The sequence below is a fragment of the Hymenobacter swuensis DY53 genome, from assembly GCF_000576555.1.
GTDB lineage: Bacteria > Bacteroidota > Bacteroidia > Cytophagales > Hymenobacteraceae > Hymenobacter > Hymenobacter swuensis.
In genome coordinates this window covers 1,502,029-1,526,887 of the sequence record NZ_CP007145.1, presented here as the reverse complement: position 1 = coordinate 1,526,887, position 24,859 = coordinate 1,502,029, and the positions used below count along the sequence as shown (strand labels likewise).

Annotated in this window: 20 protein-coding genes; 8 read left to right on the top strand and 12 right to left on the bottom strand. The window is 58.5% G+C overall.

Translation table 11 applies throughout. The annotated features are described in order from the left end of the window. Positions 1 to 6: 6 nt before the first annotated feature. From HSW_RS08020 to HSW_RS08000, 4 genes are all read right to left on the bottom strand, one after another. The gene (locus HSW_RS08020) at positions 7 to 363 is read right to left on the bottom strand and encodes a hypothetical protein (RefSeq protein WP_044001509.1); all 357 of its coding nucleotides are present in this window, start codon (positions 361 to 363) and stop codon (positions 7 to 9) included. A gap of 512 nt (positions 364 to 875) precedes the next feature. Beyond that, a complete protein-coding gene (locus tag HSW_RS08010; RefSeq protein ID WP_044001507.1) occupies positions 876 to 1,061 on the bottom strand; it encodes a hypothetical protein in 186 nt (61 codons plus the stop codon). Between the two features lie 11 nt (positions 1,062 to 1,072). Continuing rightward, complete coding sequence (locus HSW_RS08005) at positions 1,073 to 1,330, bottom strand: hypothetical protein (RefSeq protein ID WP_044001506.1); 258 nt, start codon at positions 1,328 to 1,330, stop codon at positions 1,073 to 1,075. 169 nt (positions 1,331 to 1,499) lie between these two features. After that, entirely contained in the window at positions 1,500 to 2,423 is a 924-nt protein-coding gene (locus tag HSW_RS08000) for a DUF58 domain-containing protein (RefSeq protein ID WP_044001505.1), read from the bottom strand. Between the two features lie 341 nt (positions 2,424 to 2,764). Here HSW_RS08000 and HSW_RS07995 point away from each other — a divergent pair, with 341 nt between their 5' ends. The 5 genes from HSW_RS07995 to HSW_RS07975 all read left to right on the top strand — a co-directional run bounded on the left by HSW_RS07995 (position 2,765) and on the right by HSW_RS07975 (position 7,038). Next, a complete protein-coding gene (locus HSW_RS07995; RefSeq protein ID WP_052346239.1) occupies positions 2,765 to 3,112 on the top strand; it encodes a DUF3276 family protein in 348 nt (115 codons plus the stop codon). A gap of 296 nt (positions 3,113 to 3,408) precedes the next feature. Beyond that, positions 3,409 to 4,641 carry an isocitrate dehydrogenase (NADP(+)) gene (locus HSW_RS07990; protein ID WP_044001504.1) on the top strand — a complete coding sequence of 411 codons (1,233 nt, stop codon included), beginning with the start codon at positions 3,409 to 3,411 and terminating at the stop codon, positions 4,639 to 4,641. 347 nt (positions 4,642 to 4,988) lie between these two features. Continuing rightward, positions 4,989 to 6,086: a redox-regulated ATPase YchF gene (gene ychF / locus HSW_RS07985; RefSeq protein WP_044001503.1), complete on the top strand. Its 1,098-nt coding sequence runs from the start codon at positions 4,989 to 4,991 to the stop codon at positions 6,084 to 6,086. A 133-nt stretch (positions 6,087 to 6,219) separates the two neighbouring features. Further along, a complete protein-coding gene (locus HSW_RS07980; RefSeq protein WP_044001502.1) occupies positions 6,220 to 6,429 on the top strand; it encodes a zinc ribbon domain-containing protein YjdM in 210 nt (69 codons plus the stop codon). A gap of 87 nt (positions 6,430 to 6,516) precedes the next feature. Further along, positions 6,517 to 7,038 carry a hypothetical protein gene (locus HSW_RS07975; protein ID WP_044001501.1) on the top strand — a complete coding sequence of 174 codons (522 nt, stop codon included), beginning with the start codon at positions 6,517 to 6,519 and terminating at the stop codon, positions 7,036 to 7,038. Positions 7,039 to 7,067: 29 nt separating this feature from the next. On the opposite strand, the gene HSW_RS07970 is transcribed toward HSW_RS07975, so the two are convergent. The 3 genes from HSW_RS07970 to HSW_RS07960 form a co-directional block, all read right to left on the bottom strand. Then, complete coding sequence (locus HSW_RS07970) at positions 7,068 to 8,534, bottom strand: M48 family metalloprotease (protein ID WP_044001500.1); 1,467 nt, start codon at positions 8,532 to 8,534, stop codon at positions 7,068 to 7,070. A gap of 114 nt (positions 8,535 to 8,648) precedes the next feature. Continuing rightward, entirely contained in the window at positions 8,649 to 9,938 is a 1,290-nt protein-coding gene (locus HSW_RS07965) for a cation:proton antiporter (protein WP_044001499.1), read from the bottom strand. A 68-nt stretch (positions 9,939 to 10,006) separates the two neighbouring features. Next, positions 10,007 to 11,347 carry a type IX secretion system plug protein gene (locus HSW_RS07960; RefSeq protein ID WP_081768323.1) on the bottom strand — a complete coding sequence of 447 codons (1,341 nt, stop codon included), beginning with the start codon at positions 11,345 to 11,347 and terminating at the stop codon, positions 10,007 to 10,009. A 323-nt stretch (positions 11,348 to 11,670) separates the two neighbouring features. Between HSW_RS07960 and HSW_RS24185 the strand changes: the two genes are divergently transcribed. After that, the gene (locus HSW_RS24185; RefSeq protein WP_197031966.1) at positions 11,671 to 12,264 is read left to right on the top strand and encodes a hypothetical protein; all 594 of its coding nucleotides are present in this window, start codon (positions 11,671 to 11,673) and stop codon (positions 12,262 to 12,264) included. A gap of 112 nt (positions 12,265 to 12,376) precedes the next feature. Here HSW_RS24185 and katG read toward each other — a convergent pair whose 3' ends face one another. Both katG and HSW_RS07950 read right to left on the bottom strand, forming a co-directional pair. After that, positions 12,377 to 14,587 carry a catalase/peroxidase HPI gene (gene katG, locus HSW_RS07955; protein WP_044004310.1) on the bottom strand — a complete coding sequence of 737 codons (2,211 nt, stop codon included), beginning with the start codon at positions 14,585 to 14,587 and terminating at the stop codon, positions 12,377 to 12,379. 443 nt (positions 14,588 to 15,030) lie between these two features. Beyond that, the gene (locus tag HSW_RS07950) at positions 15,031 to 16,941 is read right to left on the bottom strand and encodes an ABC-F family ATP-binding cassette domain-containing protein (protein ID WP_044001498.1); all 1,911 of its coding nucleotides are present in this window, start codon (positions 16,939 to 16,941) and stop codon (positions 15,031 to 15,033) included. 122 nt (positions 16,942 to 17,063) lie between these two features. On the opposite strand from HSW_RS07950, the gene HSW_RS07945 reads away from it, so the two are divergent. Together HSW_RS07945 and HSW_RS07940 are read left to right on the top strand one after the other, a co-directional pair. Next, positions 17,064 to 17,627: a hypothetical protein gene (locus tag HSW_RS07945; protein WP_044001497.1), complete on the top strand. Its 564-nt coding sequence runs from the start codon at positions 17,064 to 17,066 to the stop codon at positions 17,625 to 17,627. Between the two features lie 175 nt (positions 17,628 to 17,802). Then, positions 17,803 to 18,345 carry a hypothetical protein gene (locus HSW_RS07940; RefSeq protein ID WP_044001496.1) on the top strand — a complete coding sequence of 181 codons (543 nt, stop codon included), beginning with the start codon at positions 17,803 to 17,805 and terminating at the stop codon, positions 18,343 to 18,345. Positions 18,346 to 18,438: 93 nt separating this feature from the next. Here the strand turns inward: HSW_RS07940 and HSW_RS24525 are convergent, their stop codons facing one another. From HSW_RS24525 to HSW_RS22655, 3 genes are read right to left on the bottom strand one after another with little or no spacing between them, the layout of a single operon-like run. Continuing rightward, a complete protein-coding gene (locus HSW_RS24525) occupies positions 18,439 to 20,424 on the bottom strand; it encodes a carbohydrate-binding protein (RefSeq protein ID WP_052346237.1) in 1,986 nt (661 codons plus the stop codon). Positions 20,425 to 20,466: 42 nt separating this feature from the next. Beyond that, entirely contained in the window at positions 20,467 to 22,002 is a 1,536-nt protein-coding gene (locus HSW_RS07930) for a glycosyl hydrolase (protein ID WP_071883082.1), read from the bottom strand. 59 nt (positions 22,003 to 22,061) lie between these two features. Continuing rightward, on the bottom strand, positions 22,062 to 24,497 hold the full coding sequence (locus HSW_RS22655) for a carbohydrate-binding protein (RefSeq protein WP_052346236.1): 2,436 nt from the start codon (positions 24,495 to 24,497) through the stop codon (positions 22,062 to 22,064). Positions 24,498 to 24,859 lie beyond the last annotated feature (362 nt).

Here is a 24,859-nt window from a genome sequence, read left to right as displayed (position 1 = left end):
CCGGTTTTACCGGGGCGTATTATCCGGCAAGACGAGGAGCTGATTGGCTCTCTGCTGGAGCGTTATGGCCCGTTGCCAGGGCTTCAGCCGGCAGATATCCCGCAGCATTGTTGGTTGCCAAGTGGTACCGTTGTTGGTAGTAGCCAGCACTTGGCCGGTTTCGGTCAGCAGGCAGCCTTTCCCGGTGCCCGCCACGAAGGCCACCTGCCCGAAGCTCTGGGCCTGGGGTAGCTCGTAGGGCTTCCAGCGGCCCTGCGCAAAACGCAGCAGCTGCCGGGCGGGCAGCGGCACGTAGCCTGAGGAGTCGGTGAGAAACTGAAAACCCTGAATACGTTGGATTGCATCGAGCGTGAAGATGCACATACGCATAAAAATACAGGTGGATAGCGGCTAACGAGTCGGCAAACATACCCACTTTTGCCTATGAGCACGCCTCCCCCACTGCTACGGGGGCAACGAGGGAGGCGGTGCGACTGTCGGCTACGCCCGGCGGTTACAAGTTCTTCAGCGACGCTTCCCACAGGGCCAGCCCTTTTTACGCCGTGGCCACCAACGCAGCACAGCGCTTCACCAACCTGTTCATGGGCCTGCTGGAAATTCAGTTTCCCACGGTTAGGAAGTATCATGAGCCGCTGCTGAAAATACCCAGGAGTTTGCCGACCGGCTGGCCATCCACGTCAATAGCCTGAACCGGTCGATGAAAATTGCTGTATTATAATTTATCAGCCCCTGTACAGCAGCCTCAGCAGCAGCGGACACATCTGGTTCGGCAGCAAACCCAAAGACTGTCCGACCTGTTGAGCCTGCATCCGGCCCTGACCAGCATCACCGGCAAAACCATTGGCGGCCTGTTACCTATCAGACGCCTCTTCCGCTTACTTACGGCGCGCATCCCGAATACCCAGCGCAATAGCCACGAATGTGGACACCAGCGGCACGCAGAACCCGAACAGCAGCCACGGCCAAAACCGCCGGCCGTACATGTGGGCAATGTACACCGTCATCAGCGCCGACAACGGGCAGACCATAATCAACAAAAACAGCAGGTCGGAAAAATCCATTCGGGCAGAGGTTAGCGGTAAAGCGGGTCGAGTTGGGCTAGTTGCGGGGCGGGCTCCCAGCCAACTGGCCGCTGGCGCGGGTAAAACCAGGCGGCCCCGGCGGCCAGCCACTGCGACCGGAACTGCCGGGCCGCAGCGGGCGTCGCGTCGTCGAAGCCAAAGGTAACGCCACAACAGCCGCAACTGCTGAAATCCGGCTGCCGGCCATCAGGACCCCAGGGCGACTCGTCGTAATCCAAGCCGCACACGCGGCAAAACCAAAGCGTCATCGTTCAGAAAATCAGGCTTTCGGACCTGGGTATAAGTACCAACAAGGTGTAGAGACGCAACATCTTACGTCTCATCGGTGAACGACTGGTGCCGGGCCGTTCAATGAAACAACATCAGCAACGACGAGACGCAAAATATTGCGTCTCTACACGGCAGGTGTGCAGCGGCTTAGCCGCGCACCTTGCCGCGTTTTATCAGGTAGGCGTGCAACACTTTATCGAACGGCTTCCGGATATCCACCGGCACGAAGTCAATTTTGTACTGGCCACAGCGCAAAGCCAATTCCTGCTCATACTGCCGCATGGTTGCCTGGTACTGCTCGCGCACTTGGTTGGGCTGCAGCTTGATGGTCTGGCCGGTTTCCAGGTCCTCGAACAGGTAGGGCCGGTCCTGAAAGTTGAAATCGGCCTCGGTGGCGCGGTCCATCACATGAAACAGCAGCACTTCATGGTGCTGGTGGCGCAGGTGCTGCAGCGCGGCCAGGGTTTCGGTCTGTTCCTCGGGGGCACGACCCAGCATGTCGGAAAACAGCACTACCAACGAGCGTTTCGGGATTTGCTGGGCAATGGTGTGGATGACGCCGGCTACGTTGGTATGGGCTCGGCCGGGTGCGGAGGCCCGCTCCAGCAGCTGTTGCAAGGTGAGCAGTAGGGTGTGGCGGTGAGTGCTGGTGGAGCGCACCGGCGTCTGCAGTTCCACCTCATTGGCGAAGGTAACCAGACCCACGGCGTCGCGCTGCTTTTGCAGTAGGGTGGTGAGGGCCGCTGCGCACAGCACCGAAAACCGCAGCTTATCGTGGCCCGGGGCCGGGTAGTACATGCTGGGGCTCACGTCGAGCAGCAGGTGGCAGCGCAGGTTGGTTTCTTCCTCGTAGCGCTTCACAAACAGCTTATCGGTGCGGGCAAATACCTTCCAGTCGAGGTGGCGGGTGCTTTCGCCGGGGTTGTAGAGGCGGTGCTCAGAAAACTCCACCGAAAACCCGTGGTAGGGCGACTGGTGCAGGCCCGTAATGAAGCCTTCCACCAACTGGCGGGCCAGAAACTCCAAGTTGGAGAAAGAACGAACGGCGGCAAGATCGAGCGGTTGGGCCATAGCAAAAACAGATGCGGGAGGAGCAAGATACGACAGGATTGGGGCATGAAGGACAGACGGGGTTACTCCGTAGCTACGACGCAAAACGGGCAGCAGCTCCGACCATTGCAGTCCGCTTTCCATCCATTATCCAGAATATATAATCTTTCTTTTATACCAGCCGTTTCATTACCTGCCAATTATGGCATTTGAGGATATACAGCCGTTTACATAGCGTTTTGCCAGTATTTATCCCGGAATAGGAAAATACGACCCTTAAAATTTTTATATCTACTGGAAACAACGTATGTTGCGCTGAACTTCAATCATCTTGGAATAGCAAAACTTTACTCAGAAGGCCAGTGGAAGACCGTCACGACCAGGAAGAAATTTATTCCCAACGCATTAAGGCCGGCAAGCGCACGTATTTCTTTGACGTGAAAGCCACCCGCGGACAGGATTATTATCTGACCATCACGGAGAGCAAACGCCGCCTGCGCGACGATGATACGTTCTCTTACGAGAAACACAAGATTTTCCTCTACAAAGAGGACTTCCTCAAGTTTGTGGATGCCTTGCAGGATGCCGTGGACTACGTGCGCGAGGAGTTGCTGACGGCCGAGGAAGTGGCCGAACTGGACCGTCCCCGCCCCGCCTACGAGGAACGCGAAGGAGGTTTCAACCCCAACCGCACCGACGATAATTATTAAGTCACTCCTTTTTTCGGAAGTCTAGCGAAACACCTTTTACTTCTTCAGCTTTTGTCCGCTTCCCACCGCACGGCGCGCCCGGCTTCGGCCCTGGCGCGCCGTCGTGCGTTGCGGGTGGCCCGAACTATTCCCCGGCGCGCCTGTTCAAAGCACCCGTCGGGTTTAACTGACACCATGTAGCTTTGCCGTCTTGCGCGGAGGGTAGCCGTACACTTTTCCGGTTTTAGTTGGCCGGATGCCCGCCGATGCCTTCCTTCGCAAGTCGTAACCCACACAGCCCACTTAAGCACGCAACAATGACGAAAATCAAAGTAGCCAACCCGGTAGTAGAATTGGATGGCGACGAAATGACGCGCATCATCTGGAAGTTTATCAAGGATAAGCTGATTACGCCCTACCTGGAGCTCGATATCAAGTACTACGACCTGGGCATTGAGTACCGCGACCAGACCAACGACCAGGTAACCATCGACGCGGCCAACGCCATCAAGCAGTACGGCGTGGGCATCAAGTGCGCCACCATCACCCCAGACGAGGAGCGCGTGCAGGAGTTTGGCCTGAAGCAGATGTGGAAGTCGCCGAACGGCACCATCCGCAACATCTTGGACGGCACCGTATTCCGCGAGCCGATTGTGATGAGCAACGTGCCCCGCCTCGTGCCTAACTGGACGGCCCCGATCTGCATCGGCCGCCACGCCTTTGGCGACCAGTACCGCGCCACCGACTTCGTGACCAAAGGCAAAGGCAAGCTGACCGTGACCTTCCAGCCCGAGGACGGTGGTGAAGCACAATCGTTTGAGGTGTACAACTTCAAAGGCGACGGCGTAGCGTTGGCCATGTACAACACCGACGAAAGCATCCGGGGCTTTGCCCACGCCTGCTTCAACCAGGCCCTGAGCAAGGGCTGGCCGCTGTATTTGAGCACCAAGAACACCATCCTGAAGAAGTATGATGGCCGCTTCAAGGACATCTTCCAGGAGATTTACGAAGCTGATTATCTGGCCAAGTTCAAGGAAGCCGGCATCACTTACGAGCACCGGCTGATTGACGATATGGTGGCCTCGGCGCTGAAGTGGAACGGCAACTTCGTGTGGGCCTGCAAAAACTACGACGGCGACGTGCAGAGCGACACCGTAGCCCAGGGCTTCGGCTCGCTCGGCCTGATGACCTCCGTGCTGGTTACGCCCGACGGCGGCACCATGGAAGCGGAAGCGGCCCACGGCACCGTGACGCGCCACTACCGCGACCATCAGAAAGGCAAGCCCACCTCTACCAACCCCATTGCCAGCATCTTCGCCTGGACGCGCGGCCTGGAGTTCCGCGGCAAGCTGGATAACAACCAGGAGCTGATCGACTTCTGCCACGCGCTGGAGCAGGTGTGCATCGAAACCGTGGAAAGCGGCAAGATGACCAAGGACTTGGCCGTCTGCATCCACGGCAACAAAGTGGAGCACGGCAAGGACTACCTCTACACCGAGGAGTTCCTGGCCGCTCTGGACGAGAATCTGAAAGCCAAACTGGCTAAATAAGTCAGCATTTTACCGTTAGAAAAGCCTATCCGGTTGCCGGATGGGCTTTTTCTATGGACTTCAGAACGGTTTTTCGGGCGACTTACAGGCTGTAGTACTGGCTGAGCAGCACCAGCACACCGGCGGCCAGGTAGAAACCCAGACGCTGTAGTTTTTGGGCGGGCTTATGATGTTCACACATATAGGCTGAACGCCGCACGAGAGGCGCGGAGTTCAACGCGCGAGCCGTTTCCGGGCCACACCGGTAACCCGGGGGTGCTTTCCCCGAAAAAGCCCCGTACCTTTGCGCCACGAAGTGCGCGTCCAGAACGCCAACTCGCCATTTTACAACTTCACAACTCCACCATATGGGTCTCCGCTGCGGTATCGTCGGCCTGCCGAACGTCGGCAAATCCACGCTTTTCAACGCCCTTTCCAACGCCAAGGCCGAGTCGGCCAACTATCCGTTCTGCACCATCGAGCCGAACGTGGGCGTGATTACCGTGCCCGATGAGCGGCTGCAGATTCTGGAAAAGCTGGTGAACCCCAAGCGCGTGCTGCCCACCATCATTGAGTTCGTGGACATTGCCGGCCTCGTGAAGGGTGCCAGCAAGGGCGAAGGACTCGGCAACAAGTTCTTGGCCAACATCCGCGAGGTGGACGCCATCATCCACGTTATCCGCTGCTTCGACGACCCCAACATCGTGCACGTAGCCGGCGGCGTCGACCCCGTATTCGATAAGGACGTTATCGACACCGAGCTGCAGATCAAGGACCTGGAGAGCATCGATAAGAAGCTGGCCAAGTCGGAGCGCTCGGCCAAGAACGGCGACGCGCAGGCCAAGAAGGAAGTGGCCGCGCTGCAGCGCTTCAAGGACGCTTTGGAAGCCGGCCAGAACGCCCGCGCCCTCACGGTTTCGGCCGAGGAGCTGGAGGCCGTGGCCGATCTGCAGCTGCTCACCATCAAGCCCGTGATTTATGTGGCCAACGTGGATGAGGCCAGCGCCATCAGCGGCAACGCCCACACGGCGGCTTTGCAGGCTCACGTGGCCCAGGAAGGCGCCGAAGTGGTGCTGGTATCGGCCGCCATCGAGTCGCAGATTGCGGAGATGGAAGACCCCGAGGAAAAGGAGATGTTCCTGGGCGAGTACGGCCTCACCGAGTCGGGTTTGAACCGCCTGATCCGCGCTTCCTACACCCTGCTCAACCTGATTACCTACTTCACGGCCGGCGTGCAGGAAGTACGCGCCTGGACGGTGCACCGCGGCGACAAAGCCCCCGCCGCTGCCGGCGTCATCCACTCCGACTTCGAGAAAGGCTTCATCCGGGCCGAGGTTATCAAGCTGGCCGACTACCAGGAGTACAAAACTGAAGTGAAAATCAAGGAAGCAGGCAAGATGGCCGTGGAAGGTAAGGAGTATGTGGTGCAGGATGGCGACATCATGCATTTCCGCTTCAACGTGTAATTGAACATACCTGCCCGTCATGCTGAGCTTGCCGAAGCATCTCTACTGCTTCGTTCTCACGATTGAGTTAGCCAGCGGTAGAGATGCTTTGGCAAGCTCAGCATGACGTTCTACCTCTCCCCTCCCCAACCTCATGGACGTAAAAGACAGCAACGGTAACCTGCTCGCGGAAGGCGACGCGGTTACGCTCATCAAGGATCTGAAAGTGAAAGGCTCATCGCTCACGCTCAAGCGCGGCACGGTAGTCAAGAACATCCGCCTCACCAACTCGCCCGCCGAAATTGAAGGCCGGGCCGGCGGCAGCACAATGGTGCTCAAAACCGAGTTCCTGAAGAAGGCCTAACGCCGTTTCTTCAGCGGCAGCCAGTAACTTAAGCGCCCCAGCCGAACGAGTCGGCTGGGGCGTTTTTATGTTCATCATCGGGAAGAAATGAGCCGTCAATTACTCATCGAGCACATTTTTCAACCTCTAAACAATGTTGTCTCGCAGAGACTAGCCGCTTGCTTTTACCACGATGTTGTTGGAATAGAAGATCTCACAACGAATGAGCAGGGCATTGATATCATCGCACAGCAAGTAGAGCTTGTGTTTGAGGATGAGCAGTCTGTTTTTGTTGGATGGAATAGAGTTAAGGGATGGCCCAGCTATACTTTAAGTGCCTCAGCAGACACCTTCTGTGTGACCAGTGAAAGGTTCATTGCCAACAATAACTTTTGGCAGCATCTTTCAGGCAAGCAACTTATTGGCTTTGATGTATTCGGATTTCCTGATACTCGACCTCACCTGTTGCTACTTCATTTTGAAGGGATGAAGGTTGCAATAGCGAACTGTTACTTAGAATTCGATTTCATCCCCAAAGATCCATCAGGAGACGATGTTTGGGTTCTTTCAACTTCGACAAGCATTCAGCAATACATAAAAAAGCTAGACCTCAAAAAACTTGAAGTCTAGCTTTTGCAAGAGGCTTAACGAGCTATAGCTTACTTCCCCACCACTTTAAACAGCATCCCGGCCGTTAATTTATCAGTGGTTTTCATGCCGTTGAGGATGGCCATTTCCTCGTAGCGCTTGCTGGAAATGCCGTTGGCGGCGAGGGCCGAGGCCAGCGTCTGGCCGGCTTTGGCGGTTTTGATGCGGATGCGCTCGGGCTGGCGGTTGATTTTGCTGGCGTCGGTGAGGCGCTTGAAACCTTGGGCGGTGCGCTGGAAGGTGCTGCCGTAGGTGCCGAGGGTGCCGGGGCCGCAGAGGCCTACCAAGGCGTAAATCGTCTGACCGTCCTGGATGAGGTAGGTGAGGGTGCTGGCCGTGATGCCCTGCTGGCCGGTTTGCTGGTCCTGCCCTACCTGGTCGCCCTGGATAACAATGGCGGGGAAGTTGTTGACGGTGGTTTTCTGGGCCTGGGCGTTCTGGAGCTTCAACTGCTCGGCCAAAGCCTGGGCGGTTTCATCGAGGCCTTTGTTGCCGGCGGGCAGCAGAATCTGTACGGCCTTGCCGTTGGGCTCGGCCATCTGGAACTGGCTCGGCGAGTTCTGCGACTTCCAGCCCTGCGGCACCGGAAACTGGAATTTAAGATCGGGGTGATAGAACACGCTATTTTCCACGTAGCCTTCACGCGGGTTGTCGCCATAAGGCAGGCCCTCAATCAGGCGCAGGTATTGGTCGCGGTTCACGGCCAGCTGACGGCCGGCCTGCTGCTCGGCCTGGGCGGCCAGCTTTTTTACGTTGGTGTAGCGGTCGGCGGAGTTGGGGTGCGACGACAGGAACGTGGGCACCGTAGCCGCGCCGCTACTTTGCTCGGTGCGCGAAAGAGTCAGGAAGAAATCGGCCATAGAAGCCGGGTCGTAGCCGATTTTGCTGGAGTACTTCACCCCTAGCTGGTCGGATTCGGTTTCGTCGTCGCGGCCGTATTTCAGCAAACCCAACCCCACCACCTGTGAGGCCGGCTGGGCCAGCGAGGCCACCCGCTTCGACAGGATGGAGCCCAGAATCAGGGCCCCGTTGGCGATGGTGGAGCGCGTCTGCTGCTTCTGGCCGTGTCGGGCCGTGATGTGCCCAATTTCGTGGCCGAGCACCCCGCTGAACTGGGCCTCATTGTTGAAGTAAGCCAGAATCCCACGGGTGAAATACACATGGCCATCGGGCGTGGCAAAGGCGTTGATAATGGGCGAATCGACCACCGTGAAGCCTTTCACATCAGCCGGGCGGTCGGAAACACGGCCCATCTGCATACCCTTTTGGTCGATATAGGTCTGGAGCTTGGCATTACCAAGCAGGCCGAACTGGGCAATTACCTGGGGGTCGGGCTGGGCACCCTGCACGGGGCGGGAAACGGCTGCTGTGGTAGCCGCCGGCTGCGGGGCCGGGGCGGAAGTCAGAAAACGTGCACCAACGGCCGGCAGCAAGGCCAGCGCCGCACCAGCGTACAGGAAAGAAGAGGGAGTAGGCATGAGCAAAGAGAATGAGCGTGGGAACGGGAGAGTAAGCGTAAGATACGCCTGCAACGAAGCTCAACGGCCGGAAGGTTACAGAGGCAGCCTGGACCAGACCAATTCCGTGCCGCTTTAGCTAGCCGGCGGGGCTGCTTCCTGGTGCTGCTGTTCCTCCAACTCCCCAGCCGTGGGCCGGCCGTGCCGCCTATCAAGCCAGTCCATAACGGGCGTGGCCAACGTGCCGTGCAGAATGATGGAGGTGAGCACCGTGAAGCCGGTAATGGCCCACAGCGCCCGGCCATCGGCGAATTTTGCTTCGTGCAAGGCAAAGGCCAGGTAGAAAAAGGAGCCGATGCCCCGGATGCCGAAAAAGGAAATAACCAGTCGCTCGGGCCACGTTACGCGGCTGCGGCCCAGGGTGAGAATCCCACCCATCGGCCGCAGAATAAGGAGCAGGAATAAGCCCAAGGCCGCGCCGGTCCAAGTAAGCGGGGCCAGCAGCCCGCGTACAATGGCGCCCCCAAACAGCAGCAGAATCACCACGATGAGCAGGCGTTCCAGCTGGTCGGTGAATTCGTGCATTTCGGTATGGTACTCGTGGCTCCGCTCGTGGGCCCGCAGTGTGACGGCCGCCACAAAGACAGCCAGAAAGCCGTAGCCGTGCAGCAGCTCCGTAACGCCATACGCCGTAAGCGTGACGGCCAACGCCACGAACCCGTAGGCCTCGGGGTTGATTTGAACACGACGAGGCAAGTCGAAAATCAGAAACGACAGCACCCGACCAGCCAACCAGCCAGCCAGCACGCCCATGCCGGTGCGGTACAGCACATCCATCCAGGCCCAGTGCAGCAGCTCCTGCCCCAGGTGCAGCGAAGAGGCTGCCAGCACCACCAGGGCCAGATGCACGAAGGGGAAAGCCAGCCCGTCGTTGAGGCCGGCCTCGCCGGTCAGGGCGAAGCGCACGTTATCTTCGCGGCCCTCACCGGGGTTGCCCACCTGCACGTCGCCGGCCAGCACGGGGTCGGTGGGAGCCAGCGTGGCGGCCAGCAGTAGGGCCGACGCCGGCAGCAGCCCACCCAGTTTCCAGGCCACCACTGTAAACACGGCAATGGTAATACCCATCAGCACCATCACCAGCTGCAACGGAGCCCGCCAGCGCCAGAGGGAAAACTTGCGGTCAATTTTGAGCCCCGTACCCGTGAGGGCCACCGTCACGCAGATTTCAGTGAGGTGCATGGTGAAGGTGGAGTGCTCGTTCGGGTCGGGGTTGGGCAAGCCCAGGGGCAGCCAGAACACCAGCATCCCCAGCCCCACAAACAAAATGGGGTAAGACAGCGGAAACTTCTTCAGCAGAGATGGCAGCCAGGCGACGGCCAGGATGGCCACGCCCAGCACCACTAGAATCAGGTTATAGTGCGACATAGAAAGCAGTTGGAGGCAGACAGAACCCGTATGTACGCAGCCCCGCTCCCAACCGCCGACATCGGGCGCTAGGGCTGCCGGCTATTCACCCGGAGCTGCTGGTACCCGATCAGCAAATCGGTGCGGGTGCCGGGCGGCCGGTAATACACCAGCAGGTCATACTGATTTTCGGTTTCCTGGTAGCTCCCTTCCCAGGCCACGCTGCTGGGGCCCTGGGCCGTCTGGGTGGCATAGATGTAATTGTAGTAGCCTTGCTTAAGCAGCGTATGGCCGGTGTATAGCTGGCTGGCGGCGTCGTAGGTGAGCTTGAACTCGTCTTTGAGCTGCCAGTCGGTGAGGGCGCCCAGCACATACACGGGGCCAGGAGCTGTCTGCTCGCTGCGGAGTTGAAACGTCACATCGAGGTACTCGCCGTTGGTGTCGCCGTTACCGTATTCGCGGCTCTCGATTACACGCTGACCGTTGATGTCGTCGTACTGGGTGTAGCGCTGGCCGTTACGGGTTGTTTCGGGCTGCAGCAGGGCCGTACGCGGTGAAGCCTCGGCGTCCAGCTTCGCCACCCCAATACCCAAGGAGCGGAACGTACGCAGGTCGAAAAAGCGGAATTCGCTCAGGGCGGGGAAGGCGTTTTCGAAGTTGAAATACTGGTAATCCAGCTGCCGGTCGGCGTCGCGTACGAAGGTGGGGCGCAGGTTGTACTTGGCGTTGTCCCAGCGGAAGTTCTGGCGCAGCACCACCTTTATTTCCTGGGCCGGGTTCACCACGTTCAGATTATAGCGGATGCCGAAATCTACCTGCTGCAAGGTGTAGCGCTCCTGCCCGGCCACCGGAATACCCTGTTTCAGGGCAATCTGCACCGCGCCTTCCTCGTACACCAGCACCCGCCGGCTGAGCAGCGGCATACCGCCCGCTCCCTGCACCACCCACAGGTAGTTGCCCGAGAGCTTCACCCGGGGCATCTGTACCTGGTAGTGATAATAGGGCACCTTGGTACCAATGGAGGCCCGATAGTTGGTGATATTCTGCTCGTTGATTTCGCTCAGAAACTGCATATCGGTAAGCACCGAGGGCTGCCAGTTCAGGTCGCAGTGAATGAGTTTAGCCGTGAGGCGCTGCCCCTGCCCGCCCAGCATATCAAACTCCAGCACCGGCGACTGGCCCTGGTTCAGAGAAATAACGGGCGGGCTGAACACCTCATTGGCTTGGCCGGTAGGCACGTAGCACTGCACCGTCTGCACGTTGGGGTCGTAGATGGCGTCCTCGTAGCGCAGCGTTTTGTCGGCGTAGTACTCGGTGGGGCGCTGGCCGGGCGTGGCGGGCGGGCGGGTGGCGTTGGGGTCGGTGATGGGCGTACCCAGTGGCACGCAGGCCGTAGCCAGCAACAGCAGAAGCGGAGAGAAACGAGGCATAAGGGCGAATGTAGCGCGAAGCGTTGGCTTGGCTGCGTACTTGAACGAGAAGCGTGGGTACAAGTATACTTTCGGTAGTACATACGCCGTTGGAAAACAAGCAGCGTAACCGACACAGACGGTATGCTGCTCCCCGCTATTCACTGCGGTCTTATAGTGAATTTCGGATCAGGACACTGTTCCAAAATCGACTATAGGTGCCACAATAAGTCTCTTGTGCTCTTTTCAACACTATACAAGAAGATTCTCAACCGAAATATATACATTGACACTACATCTATTCTCACCCTCACACAAGTGTACCAACTTTAAATTTTAATGGAATGAAAATTTCTTTGTATTATTTTCTTGCGTTTGTGTCACTATCTTCCTGTTCAAAAGACGAGAATAAAAAGACAAAATTTAGTTGGGCAAAAAAAGGCAACAAATTGTATTACGATTATCATACCCCAACGAACGTTATTAAAGATTCACGCCGGCTTTCTATTAATGAACGATTTGAAGAGCAAATCTTAAGCTCAACGCCTAACGAGCCTGGATATTTATATTTTAATTTACTTTCATCCAATATTGTTGTCAAAAAAGGCGGGTTATACGGCCAATCCGTAGAAAATTGCGGATGGGGGATCATTAATAACAATACACCCTTCGAATTTCTATATACCCCCAATGAACCCCAGCTACATCAAGAAATTATAGAATATGGGTGTAGCAGAAAACCATTAACAAAAAACCATATAATCAATATAGACACCACGGTGACCGTACCCAAAGGCACGTTTAAAACCTATATCATGCGGTACGAAAACGGTGACAAGTCGTATTGGAACGCGGATGAAGGATTGATTATGTACGAGCGTTATTGGCAAGGCAGACGCGAAGGCACTTTGAAATTAACTAAAATCCAGACGTTTTAAGTAGCACCTTTACTGGGCTGCTCCCCGTTTTATCAAAGCACCAAGCCCCGCCCATAGCATGCAGCTACGAGCGGGGCGGTTTACTATTCGGCTGGGTAACCGAGGGCTTCGGTTAGCGGTGCAAGTCGAAGCGGTCCAGGTTCATCACCTTGGTCCAGGCGGCCACGAAGTCGCGCAGGAACTTGGGCTGGGCGTCGTTGGTGCCGTATACTTCGGCAATGGCGCGCAGCTCCGAGTTCGAGCCAAAGATCAGGTCCACGCGGGTGCCGGTCCACTTCACTTCCCGGGTCTTCCGGTCACGGCCCTCGAAGAGCTCATCGGCTTCCGAAGTAGCTTTCCAAGTAGTGCCCATGTCCAGCAGGTTCACGAAATAGTCGTTGGTGAGCTGGCCGGGACGGTTGGTGAACACGCCGTGCTGCGAACCGTCGTAGTTGGCGTCGAGCACGCGCAGACCACCCACCAGCACCGTCATTTCGGGAGCCGTCAGGGTCAGCAACTGGGCGCGGTCGATGAACATGGCTTCGGCCACGGCCTCGTGGTAGGTAGCCAAGTAGTTGCGGAAACCATCGGCGCTAGGCTCCAGGGCCTCGAAGGATTGCACGTCGGTTTGCTCCTGCGAAGCATCGGTGCGGCCAGGGCTGAAGGGCACCTGTACCTCGTGGCCGGCCGCGCGGGCCGCCTGCTCGATGCCGGCGCTGCCGCCCAGTATAATGAGGTCGGCCAGGGAAACCTGCTTGCCGCCCGTCTGGGCCGCGTTGAACTCCTGCTGAATGGCTATCATTTGATCCAGCACTTTGTCCAGCTCGGCGGGGTTGTTGGCGGTCCAGTATTTCTGAGGTACCAACCGGATGCGGGCCCCGTTGGCACCGCCGCGCTTGTCGGAGCCACGGAACGTGGAGGCCGAAGCCCAAGCCGTGCGCACCAGCTGGCCCACCGTCAGGCCCGAATTCAGCAGCTTTTCTTTCAACGCAGACACGTCGGCCTCGTCAATCTGCGCATATGTGGCGGCGGGCACCGGGTCCTGCCAGATCAGCTCCTCGGCGGGCACCTCGGGGCCTACGTAGCGGGAAATCGGGCCCATGTCGCGGTGCGTGAGCTTGAACCAGGCACGGCTGAAGGCGTCGGCAAACTCTTCAGGGTTTTCGAGGAAACGGCGGGAAATTTTCTCGTAAATCGGGTCCACGCGCAGGGCGAGGTCGGTCGTGAGCATGAACGGCGCGTGCTTCTTCTCGGGGTCGTGGGCGTCCGGAATCAGGCCTTCGCCGGCGTTGTTCTTGGGCTTCCACTGATGCGCCCCGGCGGGGCTCTTGGTCAGCTCCCACTCAAACTCGAACAGGAACTTGAAGTAGTCATGGCCCCACTGAGCAGGCGTGGAAGTCCAGGCGCCTTCCAGGCCGCTGGTGATGGTGTCGGCGCCGTTGCCGGTGCCGTAGGAGTTCTGCCAGCCCAGGCTTTGCTCAGCAATGCCAGCGGCGGCGGGCTCGTGTTTGATATACTTGGCGGGGTCGGCGGCACCATGGGTTTTGCCGAAGGTGTGGCCGCCGGCAATCAGGGCTACGGTTTCCTCGTCGTTCATAGCCATGCGGCCGAACGTTTCGCGAATGTCGCGGGCCGAGGCCATGGGGTCGGGGTTGCCGTTAGGACCTTCTGGGTTCACGTAGATGAGGCCCATCTGCACGGCGGCCAGCGGCTTTTCCAGCTGCCGGTCGCCGGTGTAGCGCAGGTCGCCGCCGAGCCACTCCTTCTCGGAGCCCCAGTAGATTTCGTCCAGCGGCTCCCACACGTCGGCGCGGCCACCCGAGTAGCCGAACGGCTTCAGGCCCATTGACTCCAAGGCGCAGTTACCGGCCAGAATCATCAAATCGGCCCAGGAAATCTGGCGGCCGTACTTCTGCTTCACGGGCCACAGCAACAGGCGGGCCTTGTCGAGGTTGGCGTTATCGGGCCAGCTGTTGAGCGGAGCGAAGCGCTGCATGCCCGAACCAGCACCGCCGCGACCATCGGCAATGCGGTAGGTACCAGCACTGTGCCAGGCCATCCGGATAAAGAACGGGCCATAATGGCCGTAGTCGGCGGGCCACCAGTCCTGGGAAGTGGTCATCAGCTCGAACAGGTCCTGCTTTACCGCGTTCAGGTCGAGCTTCTTAAATTCCTCCACGTAGTTGAAACCCGGATCCATCGGGTTCGACAGCGTGGAGTGCTGCCGCAGAATATTGAGCCGTAGCTGGTTGGGCCACCAGTCGCGGTTGCGGGTGCCACTACCGGCCGTCTGCTTCAACTGTCCTCCCATAACCGGGCACTTGGCTATGGAGGTGTCGTTCATGAAGTATTCTGTGGTGTTGTTTTCGGGGGCATGCCCCTTTTGTTCGTGCGCCATAAGGTTGTTTGGGATGGTTTTGAACGTAACGCTGAGTAAGACGCTTGCTGACCAGTTTTCCGTACGCTGACGGCAACTGATACGACTCCATTACAAGCCCCAACCAGGGCTGTTTGTTGTCGAGCTCAAAAGTAGCAAACGACACCCAGATAAGAATCATTCTTATCTAGAAAGACAAAATATAGTTGGTAGCGGGCCCGGCCCGGCAGCTGCAAGCTGTCGGACCGGTTGAAGCCAGCTGATGCTGTTCCGTCGTAGATCAGGTGTCAGCACGCGACGAACGGCCCGACAGCTTCAACAGCCGCCGGACCGGGGACCGAAAAACGCGAAACGCCCCGCTGGAAGCTCGTAGCTTCCGGCGGGGCGTTTCAACTGGTAAAGTCAGCAGGCTACATTTCAGCCAGCATTTCCCAACGGTCGTTGAGCTGGGCCAGCTCTTTCTTCACCTGCTCGAACTTGAGGGTGGCATCCTTCAGCTGGGCGGCGTTCTGGTAAATCTGGGGGTCGGCCAGCTGGGCCTCGTATTGGGCCAGCTCCTTTTCCCGCTCGTCAATCTTCTTTTCTACCTCGGCCAGCTCTTTGAGGGCTTTTTTCTGGTCGGGTGAGGGCGTTTTGGCGGGCGCGGCTTCCACTTTCTTTTCTTCCTTGGGCAGCGGCTTGGGAGCCGAAGGCGAGGGCAGACCGGCCTTCTTGGCGGCCTTTTCCCGGTCCTCCTGCCATTGCTCATACTCGGCGTAGGTGCCGGGGTATTCCTTCAGCTGGTAATCCTCAATGTACCAGATCTTGTTGGCCACGTTCTCCACGAAGAACCGGTCGTGACTAATCACGATATAGGTGCCCTGATACTGGTCGAGCGCCTGAATCAGGATGTTCACCGACTGCATATCCAGGTGGTTGGTCGGTTCGTCGAGCAGCAGAAAGTTAGCTTCCGAAATCAGGGTTTTGGCCAAGGCCACGCGGCTTTTTTCGCCGCCCGAAAGCACCTTAATTTTCTTGTACACCTCGTCGCCGGTGAACAGGAACGAACCCAAAACAGAGCGAAGCTCCATCTCGGAGCGCCGCGAGCCGGCCTCCACCATTTCCTGCAGAATCTCGTTTTCGATGCGCAGGCTTTCCAGCTGGTGCTGGGCGTAGAACGACATGATGACGTTGTGACCCAGCTGGTGGTTGCCGTTGGTAGGCGCCTCGGAGCCGGCCACCAGACGCATCAGCGTAGATTTGCCCTTGCCGTTGGCCCCGATGAGGGCAATTTTGTCGCCCCGCTCGATGTGCACGTGTGTGTCGCGGAAGATGATTTTCTCGCCGTATTTCTTGCCTACGTGCTCCATACGCAGGATATGGCGGCCGGGCGTCACGGTGAAGTTAAACTTGATGTTCACCTTGGCGTCGTCGGCGGCCACGTCCTCAATGCGCTCCAACTTATCCAGGGCTTTCACGCGGCTCTGGGCCTGCTTGGCTTTGCTGGCCTTGGCCTTGAACCGCTCAATAAACCGCTCGGCCTGCTTGATCTGGGCCTGCTGGTTCTCGAACGCACCCTTCTGAATGGCATTGCGCTCTTCTTTTTCTTCGAGGTAGAACGAGTAGTTGCCGGCGTAGGGTACCAGCTTGCCGCCCGTCACTTCCACGGTGGTGTTGGTGGTACGGTCCAGGAATTCCCGGTCGTGGCTCACGATGATAACGGCGCCTTCGTAGCCGGCCAGATAGTTCTCAATCCACTTGATACTCGGTAAGTCCAGGTGGTTGGTCGGTTCATCGAGTAGCAGCAGAGAAGGCTGCTGGAGTAGGATTTTGGCCAGCATCACGCGCATGCGCCAGCCGCCCGAAAACAGCTTCAGGGGCCGCTGCAGCTCCTCGGTGGTAAAGCCCAGACCCTCCAGAATCTCTTCGGTGCGGGCCTGCATGGTGTAGCCGCCCAGCGCCTCGAAGCGTTCCTGCAGATCGGCCAGCTTCTCCACCAAATCGTCGGTGTAGTTGGTTTCGAATTCCAGCAGCACCTCGTCAATCTTCTTCTGGATATCCAGCGCCTCACCAAAGGCCTGCATGGCCACAATCAGGATGGATTCGTGGGAGTCGTAGCTCAGCAAATCCTGGTTGAGGAAGCCTAGGCTCACGTCCTTGCTCATCGAGATACTGCCGCCGTCGGGCTTGTATTCGCCTACCAGAATGCGCAGCAGCGTGGATTTGCCCCGGCCGTTCAGCCCGATCAGGCCAATCTTATCCTTGGGTTTGATGTGGAGGCTGGCCTTGTCGTAGAGGGTACGGGAGCCGAAATGGAAGTCGAGGTCGGTAATGGAAATCATCCTACTTTGCGGGGCTTGAAGCCGCAAAGGTACGGGTTTACCCACAGAGGTCGGCACTCTACATTCACCTCCTTCCCGCTACTTACTACCTCATTACCTCACTTAATTCACGAGGCCCTTCTATGAAGTATATTCTACTCGCCCTAAGCGTGTATCTATTTTGCAGTTGCGAATCTGAGGTCAGCAAGTACAAAAGAACTGCTATTCGATTACCCGCAAGCAGGGAATTGTATACGTCTGGTGAAGCCGTCGATACATTAGCCAGCCCATTGGATTCAGTTAGTGACTATTTACCCCGTGATATCACTCAACAACTAGAATCTATCCTATCCAGCTATGTGGACGGAGATATCAAACGCGTCTATACATTCAAAGAGAAAACGTATCCGTTCGGTGATGAGGCCACAACGTTTGTGGCCAGTGCGGTCGTCATCAACCCCCGGAAAAACATTGATTTTATTGGTCTGTACAGAAACGAAAACGTCGATTTTTTCACTGAGATCCGCGCGTTTAAGGACAGCACTATCACCGATACCAGCATTGGTATCACGAAGCTGGAACAAGTCGGAAAGGACTACAAAATCACGTACGTCACCCGATTGGAGGGCATAAAAAAGTACAGTCGAATAAGCTTCCGTGACACGGTGGCTCAGCTTCGGTGGTATAAGCTCGAAGCAGGCCGGTAGCCTGACGTTTCGTTCCAGGTAACATAGCTCCTTCTCTCACCCCACTCTGCCCCATCTGCCGCTCCGGCAACGTGACGACCGGAACCAGGCCGGGCGTGCAGAACTCGCCGCATAGCTGGTAACGGCCGGTTCACCCTGTATCTTGCAGGCTGAACTTCTCCCCTACTCCTGCCGCATGAACCGCCGCTTGCTCCCCATTGCTTTGCTTTTGACTGTTGCCGCTTGCCGCTCTGCGGAACAGGAAACCGACGTGGCCGAATCCCGCGACGTAGTGCCGGCCGAGCTGGAAGGCGAGCAGTCGACCACTGAGAAAGTGGGCAACACGGGCCGGGGCCACGCCTATGTGCGGCGTTTCTACGAGCAGAAAGGCCGGTATTACGCCGTAGTGGACTATGTGCAGTTTCTGAAGGGCCCCGACGCCGTGGCCGCCGCCCAGCGACGTGGCGACGCCATGGTGGAGGTGCAGAATGGTGACACCATCTACTCTGTGCCCAACGACTACTATATCGTTAACGAGAACAAGAAAGAGCGTACCCTGCCGCTGCAGGCCGGAGCTACGTTCCGGTTCTGGCAGAACGGCGGCAACGGCCTGGCCCAACGGCCGCTGGCTCCGGCCCAGGTACTGGCCTCGCCGCCAGCCTCGCTCACCTACGCGCCGTTTGTGGTGGAAACCCGGCAGGGCGAGGTGGTGCGCCTCACAGAGCAATTCGTCCCGTAAAGCCTGGCGGTTTTTCTGTGCCAATAAACAGCGCCCCTGAAAGCCAGATTGAGCTTTTGGGGGGGCTGTTTATTTTTCCGTCTGGCGGTAACGTTACTGCTTGATAAGCTGACGTGTTATTTTCTGGTGCTGGGGCGTCACAATCCGCAGTGTATATACACCGCTTGGCAGTCCCGACAGATCTACTTGTTTGCTGCTGACAATACCGCTGCTTTTTACCTTGCCGTAAGCGTCCAGCACCTGGTAAGAGCTACCAAGCAGCTCCGTTCCTTGCACGGTTATGCGGTCAGTTGCCGGGTTGGGGAACAAGCTGATTGGCGTTGTGTTCAGCGCAGTCGGCGTGGGCTCGGCCGCACTACTGACGCGGGCCACGCCGGCTTTACTGATGCGCACCCAGTTGAGGTTCCAGCCGCCGGTTTGGGCATACACCCCAAAGCTGTAAGTACCGGCATTGAGCGTAACGGTGCGCGAAACCGTGGTCCAGCTCTGCCAGCCGCCGGTGGCCGGAATAACCGTGCTACCCAGTTGAACAGAGCCTGCATTCAGGTCCGATGATACGGTTCCCCCACCAAGGCTGGCCACGCGGTACTCAATGAGGTAGCTGCCGGTGGTCGGGATGGTAAGGTTGCTGTAGGCCAGCCAGTCGCCAGCGTCGATATAGCCCACGTTCTGGCCGCCGCCGGCATCGGAGCAACTTTCTACCTGTACGCCGTTCATGGAGCTGTAGCTTTCGGCCTGGAAAGTGGTGCTGAACGAGGAAGTAGCCCCGGTGAAATTGAGCCAGTTGACGTTGCAGCCGGTGGAGGCCGAGGCGTACAGGCGCAGCACCTGCCGGCCCACCGGCAGCGTTACGGTGGTGCTGATGGTCTGCCAGCTCTGCCAGCCGCCGGTATTGCCCACGTTAATGCTCCCCAGCACTGCACCGTTGCCGTTGCGCAGCTGCAGCGTGGCTCCACCGTTGGCCGAGGCTACCCGGAAGCCTACCGCGTAGGTGCCGGCCGAAGCTACGTTCACGGTGTAGTCGAGCCAGTCGCCGGTTTCGAAGTAGTCTACATTCTGGCCCCCGCCGGTGTCAGTGGTGGGCTCCTTGTCGGTGCCTTGCTGAGCGGTGAAGCCTTCGGCCTCCAGCTTACCCGGAATAGCTTGGGCAGGCGCTGTGTTGCCGCCACGCTGCACCACCACCTGGTTAATGGCCGTGAGCAGGGAATTGGCCCCAATGGCATCCTGCGACAGTTCCCAGATCATAATACCACTGGCCTGATCGAAGGCGAGGTTGGTTTTGCTCTTGATGGTGGGAATACCGTTGTAACCCACGCCGTTGAACACATCGGCGTTGGGACTGGCCCCCCGTGTTAGCAGTTGGGCGTAGGATTCCCAGCTGGGCCGGCCGTAAAAGGGTACGCCCAATACGGTTTTGCTGGTTGCCAGACCCCGGCCCTTCCAATAGTTGATAGACTGCACCGCGTAGTCGTAGGTGGAGTGGTCGAAGTTGTTGGCGTCGTAGGCCATCAGGTTCAGGAAATCCACGTAGCCGAACACGCTGTTGAGCACTCCCGCGCCGCCAGTAGCTACCACGGCCGCCGTGAGCAGCTTGCCGCGGTTGTGCATTTCGGTGGCAAGCTGCTGCATGAGGACCGCGTAATTATTGGCCAAGGCCCCGGCATCCGGGTATTCCCAGTCGATGTCTACCCCATCGAGGTTATATTGATTGGCGAAGTTCACCAGATTGGTCACGAAGGCATTACGGTAGCTAGCATTGGCCCCGATAGTTTCGAAGGCGCTGTCATCCCCATTGTTCCAGCCGCCCACCGAAATGAGCACCTTCACGCCGTTGGCGTGGGCCGTAGCCACCAGGTTTTGCAGCTTCGCGGGGTTTTCGATGGGCTGCAGGCCGCCGGTAGCGGTTGGCAGCAGGAAGGCGTAGTTGATGTGCGTGAGCTTACCATATTGCACGGAGCTCACATCACCGGCCCAGGAAGGCACATAGCCGATAACCCGGAACTGGGCAAATACCGGCACCGAAGCCAGCAGCAGCACCAGCGCCGCCAGGGCTTGCTTAAGAAAAGTAGTTGTTTTCATACGGGTAGGATGTGGTGGTTGAAAGAGGACGAGGTACCAAAATCAGCGCTTCATGAAACGCTGCGTGAGCTGCCGGTGGTCGGTGGTAGTGGCACGCAGCACGTAGAGGCCGGCGGGCAGTGCGGCAATATTCAGGGCATCACCGGGGGCAGTGCTTGTCAGGACAAGGCGGCCCAGGGCATCCGTCACCGTCAGGCGGCGGAGGCGGGTGTTTCCGGGCAGAACCAGGTGCAGCTCCGTATCGGCGGGGTTTGGGTAGAGGTGCAGGGCTTCCGCGTTCTGCCGGCCGCGCGTAGCCAAAGGCGCGTTTACGGAGCCCCCGAATACTTCAATTTCCCAGAGCGAATACCCGTAGGCAGTGGCGCGGCGGGTGCCGTAGAGGCGCAGATAACGGCCCCGGGCGTTCAGGCCGGTCAGGTTATCCACGCCCCCGTCGCCGTTCAGTACCGTCTGGATAGTCGTCCAGGTAAGGCCGTCCGGGGAGGTTTGCAACTGGTAGTCTTTGGCGTAGGCGGCTTCCCAGCTGAACTGCACGCGGCTGATCTGCTGCAGGCTGCCGAAGTCCAGGGTCAGGTACTGCGGATCGGCAAACGTGCTACCCCAGCGGGTGTTAATATTTTCATCGGTGGCGTTGGCCGCGTTGGTGGAAGTACTTTCCTGGGAGGAAGCCGTTATGCTCACGGGCCGGATGCGGCCCGGCTCCCACCCTGCCGGCAGGCTCACGTACTGTTGGCCCAAAGCGGTCAGCTGGCCGGAATTACCCAGTAGATTGATATTGGGAATTTCGTTGTTGCGGCCCGAAAACCAGGCGTAGCGGAAGATGGCTGGCTCCTTCTCCAGGTAATTCACGGCATCCAGCAGATACTTCTGCTGCGCGGGCAGCGTAATCTGACTGGCGGGCAGGTCGCCGCAGGCAAACTCCGTCAGCCAGATGGGCTTGTTATACCGCTTCAGCTCGGCAATCTTCTCCCGCAGCCACCGCTCCTCGCACACGTAGGTATGCACCGCAATATAATCGACGCGGCAGCTGGGGCAGGCGGCAAAAAAGGCATCCAGGTACTGCGTGGGCGAATAGTACGTCACCCCGTTTTCTGAAACGCAGCTGCCGCAGTAGTTCACGGCCGGCGACACCAGAGCCAGGTTTTTGCGGCGGGCCACCTCCTCCAGTACCGGCCACAGGGCCGCCGCCTGGGAGGGCGTGAGGTTGGCCTGACTCAGGAAATTCGGCTCATTGAAGCCCAGCAGGTAGCGGGAGCTGTTGGGAATAGTAGCTGCCAGCTGATTGGCCGTTACGGTGCCGCTGCCCAGGTTGCGTCCCCACTGCATCGGCACGTACTCTACGCCCAGGCCGGGGTACACGCCGGCCACACCGGCGTCGGGCTGGGAGGCCCAGTTGTACCACCAACTGATGCCGGGAGCCAGCACCTGCATATCGGCGGCGGAGTGGTAGCCATAGGCCAGGCCCCGCTTCGGACTTTTGGTTTGGGCGGCGGCCGGGCCGGCCCCTATCAGCAGGACCAGCAGCATTCCGCCCACCAGTTGCCTGCTACCGCGCTGAAAGCCGCTGTTCGGTTTCATGGGTTGATAAAAAACAGCGGGTAAGGCCGCCTGACCTTACCCGCTGAAGTTGATGACACCTATTTCTGGAAGCGGCGCGTCACCGGCTCTTTATCGGCGGAAAGCAGCCGCAGCACGTACATTCCCGGTTTCAGGCCCGATACATCGATGCTACCTGTACCCCCGGTCCCACTAAGAACCGGCCGGCCCCAGCTGTCCAGAATCTGGTACTGACTGCCAGTCAGGTCCTGCGCCGCACGCAGCAGCAGCCGGTCGGTTACCGGATTCGGGTAGAGTTCCAGCACCTCGGCCGCATCACCCAGGCTGGTGCCGGAGGTGGCTACGGATGCCGTGCGAGCCACGCCTGCCTTGGTAATTCGCACCCAGTTGAGGTTCCAGCCGCCGGTTTGCGCGTAGATGCCGAAATTGTAGGTTCCGGCGTTGATAGTCACAGTTTTGGCCACGGTGGTCCATGTTTGCCAGCCGCCGGTGCCGGGAATGGCTGAGTTACCGAACTGAATACCGCCCGCGTTCAGGTCTGCCGAAATAGTGCCGCCCGAAGGACTGGCTACGCGGTACTCGATGGTATAGGTGCCCGAGGTGGGGAAATTGATGCCGTTCCACACCAAATAGTCGCCCGCGTCCACGTAGCCCACGTTCTGGCCGCCTTCCGAGCAAGCTTCTACCATCATGCCGTTGTTTACGCTGGCAGCTTCGGCCTGCAAGGTTATACTGAATGCGCTGCTGGCCGGCTGCACCCGTAGCGAGGTGGCTTTGTCGTTCCAGTTACCCGTACCCAGCGCGTTGCCAACCAGACAGGTATTGCCCCCCGTAATGGTGAGCGACGTACCAGTGAAATTGTCGTTTTCGTACAGTACCACTTGGTAGCCGCCGGTTACGGTCAGGGACGAAATATCGTCATTGAGAATACCCCGGGCCTGCATAGCGGCCAGGTTGTAGTCGCCCACGGCCAGGCTAACCGCCGTGCCGGTGTAGTTGCAGTCCTTGAAGACGGTAGCCACGCCACTGACAGCGGCCGGAGCCGTACCCGAGATGCTGAACGTGCCCAGCGAGGCGTAATCGGAATAGCCATCGGTAGCGGGGTTGCCGAAGCTGGTACCGTCAATCTGGAGATAGTACGTGCCCGCGCCCAGGTTGGCACTAAGCGTGGTGCTAAGACTGCCCTGGGTATCGTAGGTGCCCACTAGGCCGCCGCTGCTGTTGAATAGGCGGCCCACGATATCCAGGTTGCCGTGCCGGCCTACCGTGCTCAGGTTCAGGCTAACCGCGCCGCCGCTGGTGGAAAAGGAGAAATAATCCTGGTCGACGGTCCGCTCAATGATGCCCGAGCCGGACAGACTGTTGCCGCTACGGGCCAGCGCCGTGGCCCCGGCCAGGCCGTTGCTGTGGTCGTCGTTGCGGTAGCCTACGTTCCAGGTAGTGCTGGCCAGAATTGCCAGGTCGTCTTGCTGGTTGTTGGCCCGGTTGTACTCGCCCCGGCTCCACTGCGCCACCGGCTTGTAATAGCCAGCACCCATAATGGGGGCCCAGGGGCCCGAATTATCCTGGCCGGTATAGTAGCCTTCGGCGGGGTTGTTACGGCCGTCATGGCCCAGGCCCATGGTGTGGCCCACCTCGTGGGAAGCCGCGTCGCCGCCCGATTTGCCCGCCAGCACAAACACCCAGCACGGCTCGTCGGTATTCTGGCTGAAGGCCCCGATGTAGGCCACGCCGCCTGCGCCCGGGGCGGCCGTGTTGGTGGGCGTTACCACGCACCGCATGCGCATGTTCTTGGGGTAGGAATTAAACACATTCTCGTCGGTCGTGACGTTCATGCTGAAGGGCCGGTAATCTTCACTGACTACCTCCCAGAACTCCTGAATGGCGGCGTCGCTCATGCCGGAGCCGGCCGCGTTAATGGGGTTGCCGTTGTTCCAGCGGCCACCGGCCGGCACGTAATACCCATCAAAGTCGAGCATGATGCAGCCCCGGGCACCGGGGTAGCTCTGCAGCGAAACTACTGCCGCCCGGTTGGCCGTAGCGGGCGTGGGCACTGGGTCACGGTAGCCCACGGGCTTGTTGTAGTCAATGCAGATAACCTTGTCGATATCCACCTCCTGCACTATCACCCTGCCCTCCTTATCAGCCGAATATCGGTAGGCCTGCTTCGTGTTTTTCAGCAGGATATTGCCTTCCACGGTTGCGCCTTCAATCCGCAGAAAGAAGGAGGAATTGGGTACATCCTGGATTTCCCCCACCACGTATTCCCCGGTTTTGCTGAGGTTCTGACGGAAGTTGACTTTGCCGGTAAAGGTTTTGGTGGCCGATACTTGCAATCCCACCGTGGGGCTCTGGCGGCGGGCGGCATCGGCGGCAACCTGGGTTTCGAGCTGCTGCACCAGGGCCTGGGTGGTACCAAGAGAATACGCCGGGCCGGCGGGCCGGTTCTGAGCCTGGGTGGGCAGCCCGCCCAACAGCAGGGCCGCACCTACCCCGTAGGAATAGAGTTTTTTCATGGGTGTAGAAAGGTTGTGGTGGTAGGGTGTTCGAAAGAGCGGGTCAGAACTGCCTGCCTGCCTGCCCGGCCGACAGCGGTAACAGGAAGCAGGTACCATCGGGCCAGCTATATCCTGCATCAATGCGGAGAAACAACCCTAAACAGGCTACCACAGGCAGCTTTACGTCAGGGATATACGGCTCAAATAAGCCAGCTTCCAGCGAAACTTCCAAGGCCGATACTCCTGGCCTTCCTGTCTGCTACGGTGAGCGAAACACCTACGACACACCCGGGGAAACGCCCTTCTCCTTCCTTTCTCCCACCTGAGCAAGTAGCATGATGCTGATACCGCACACTTAAAAAACAAGTAAAAACCTGCTC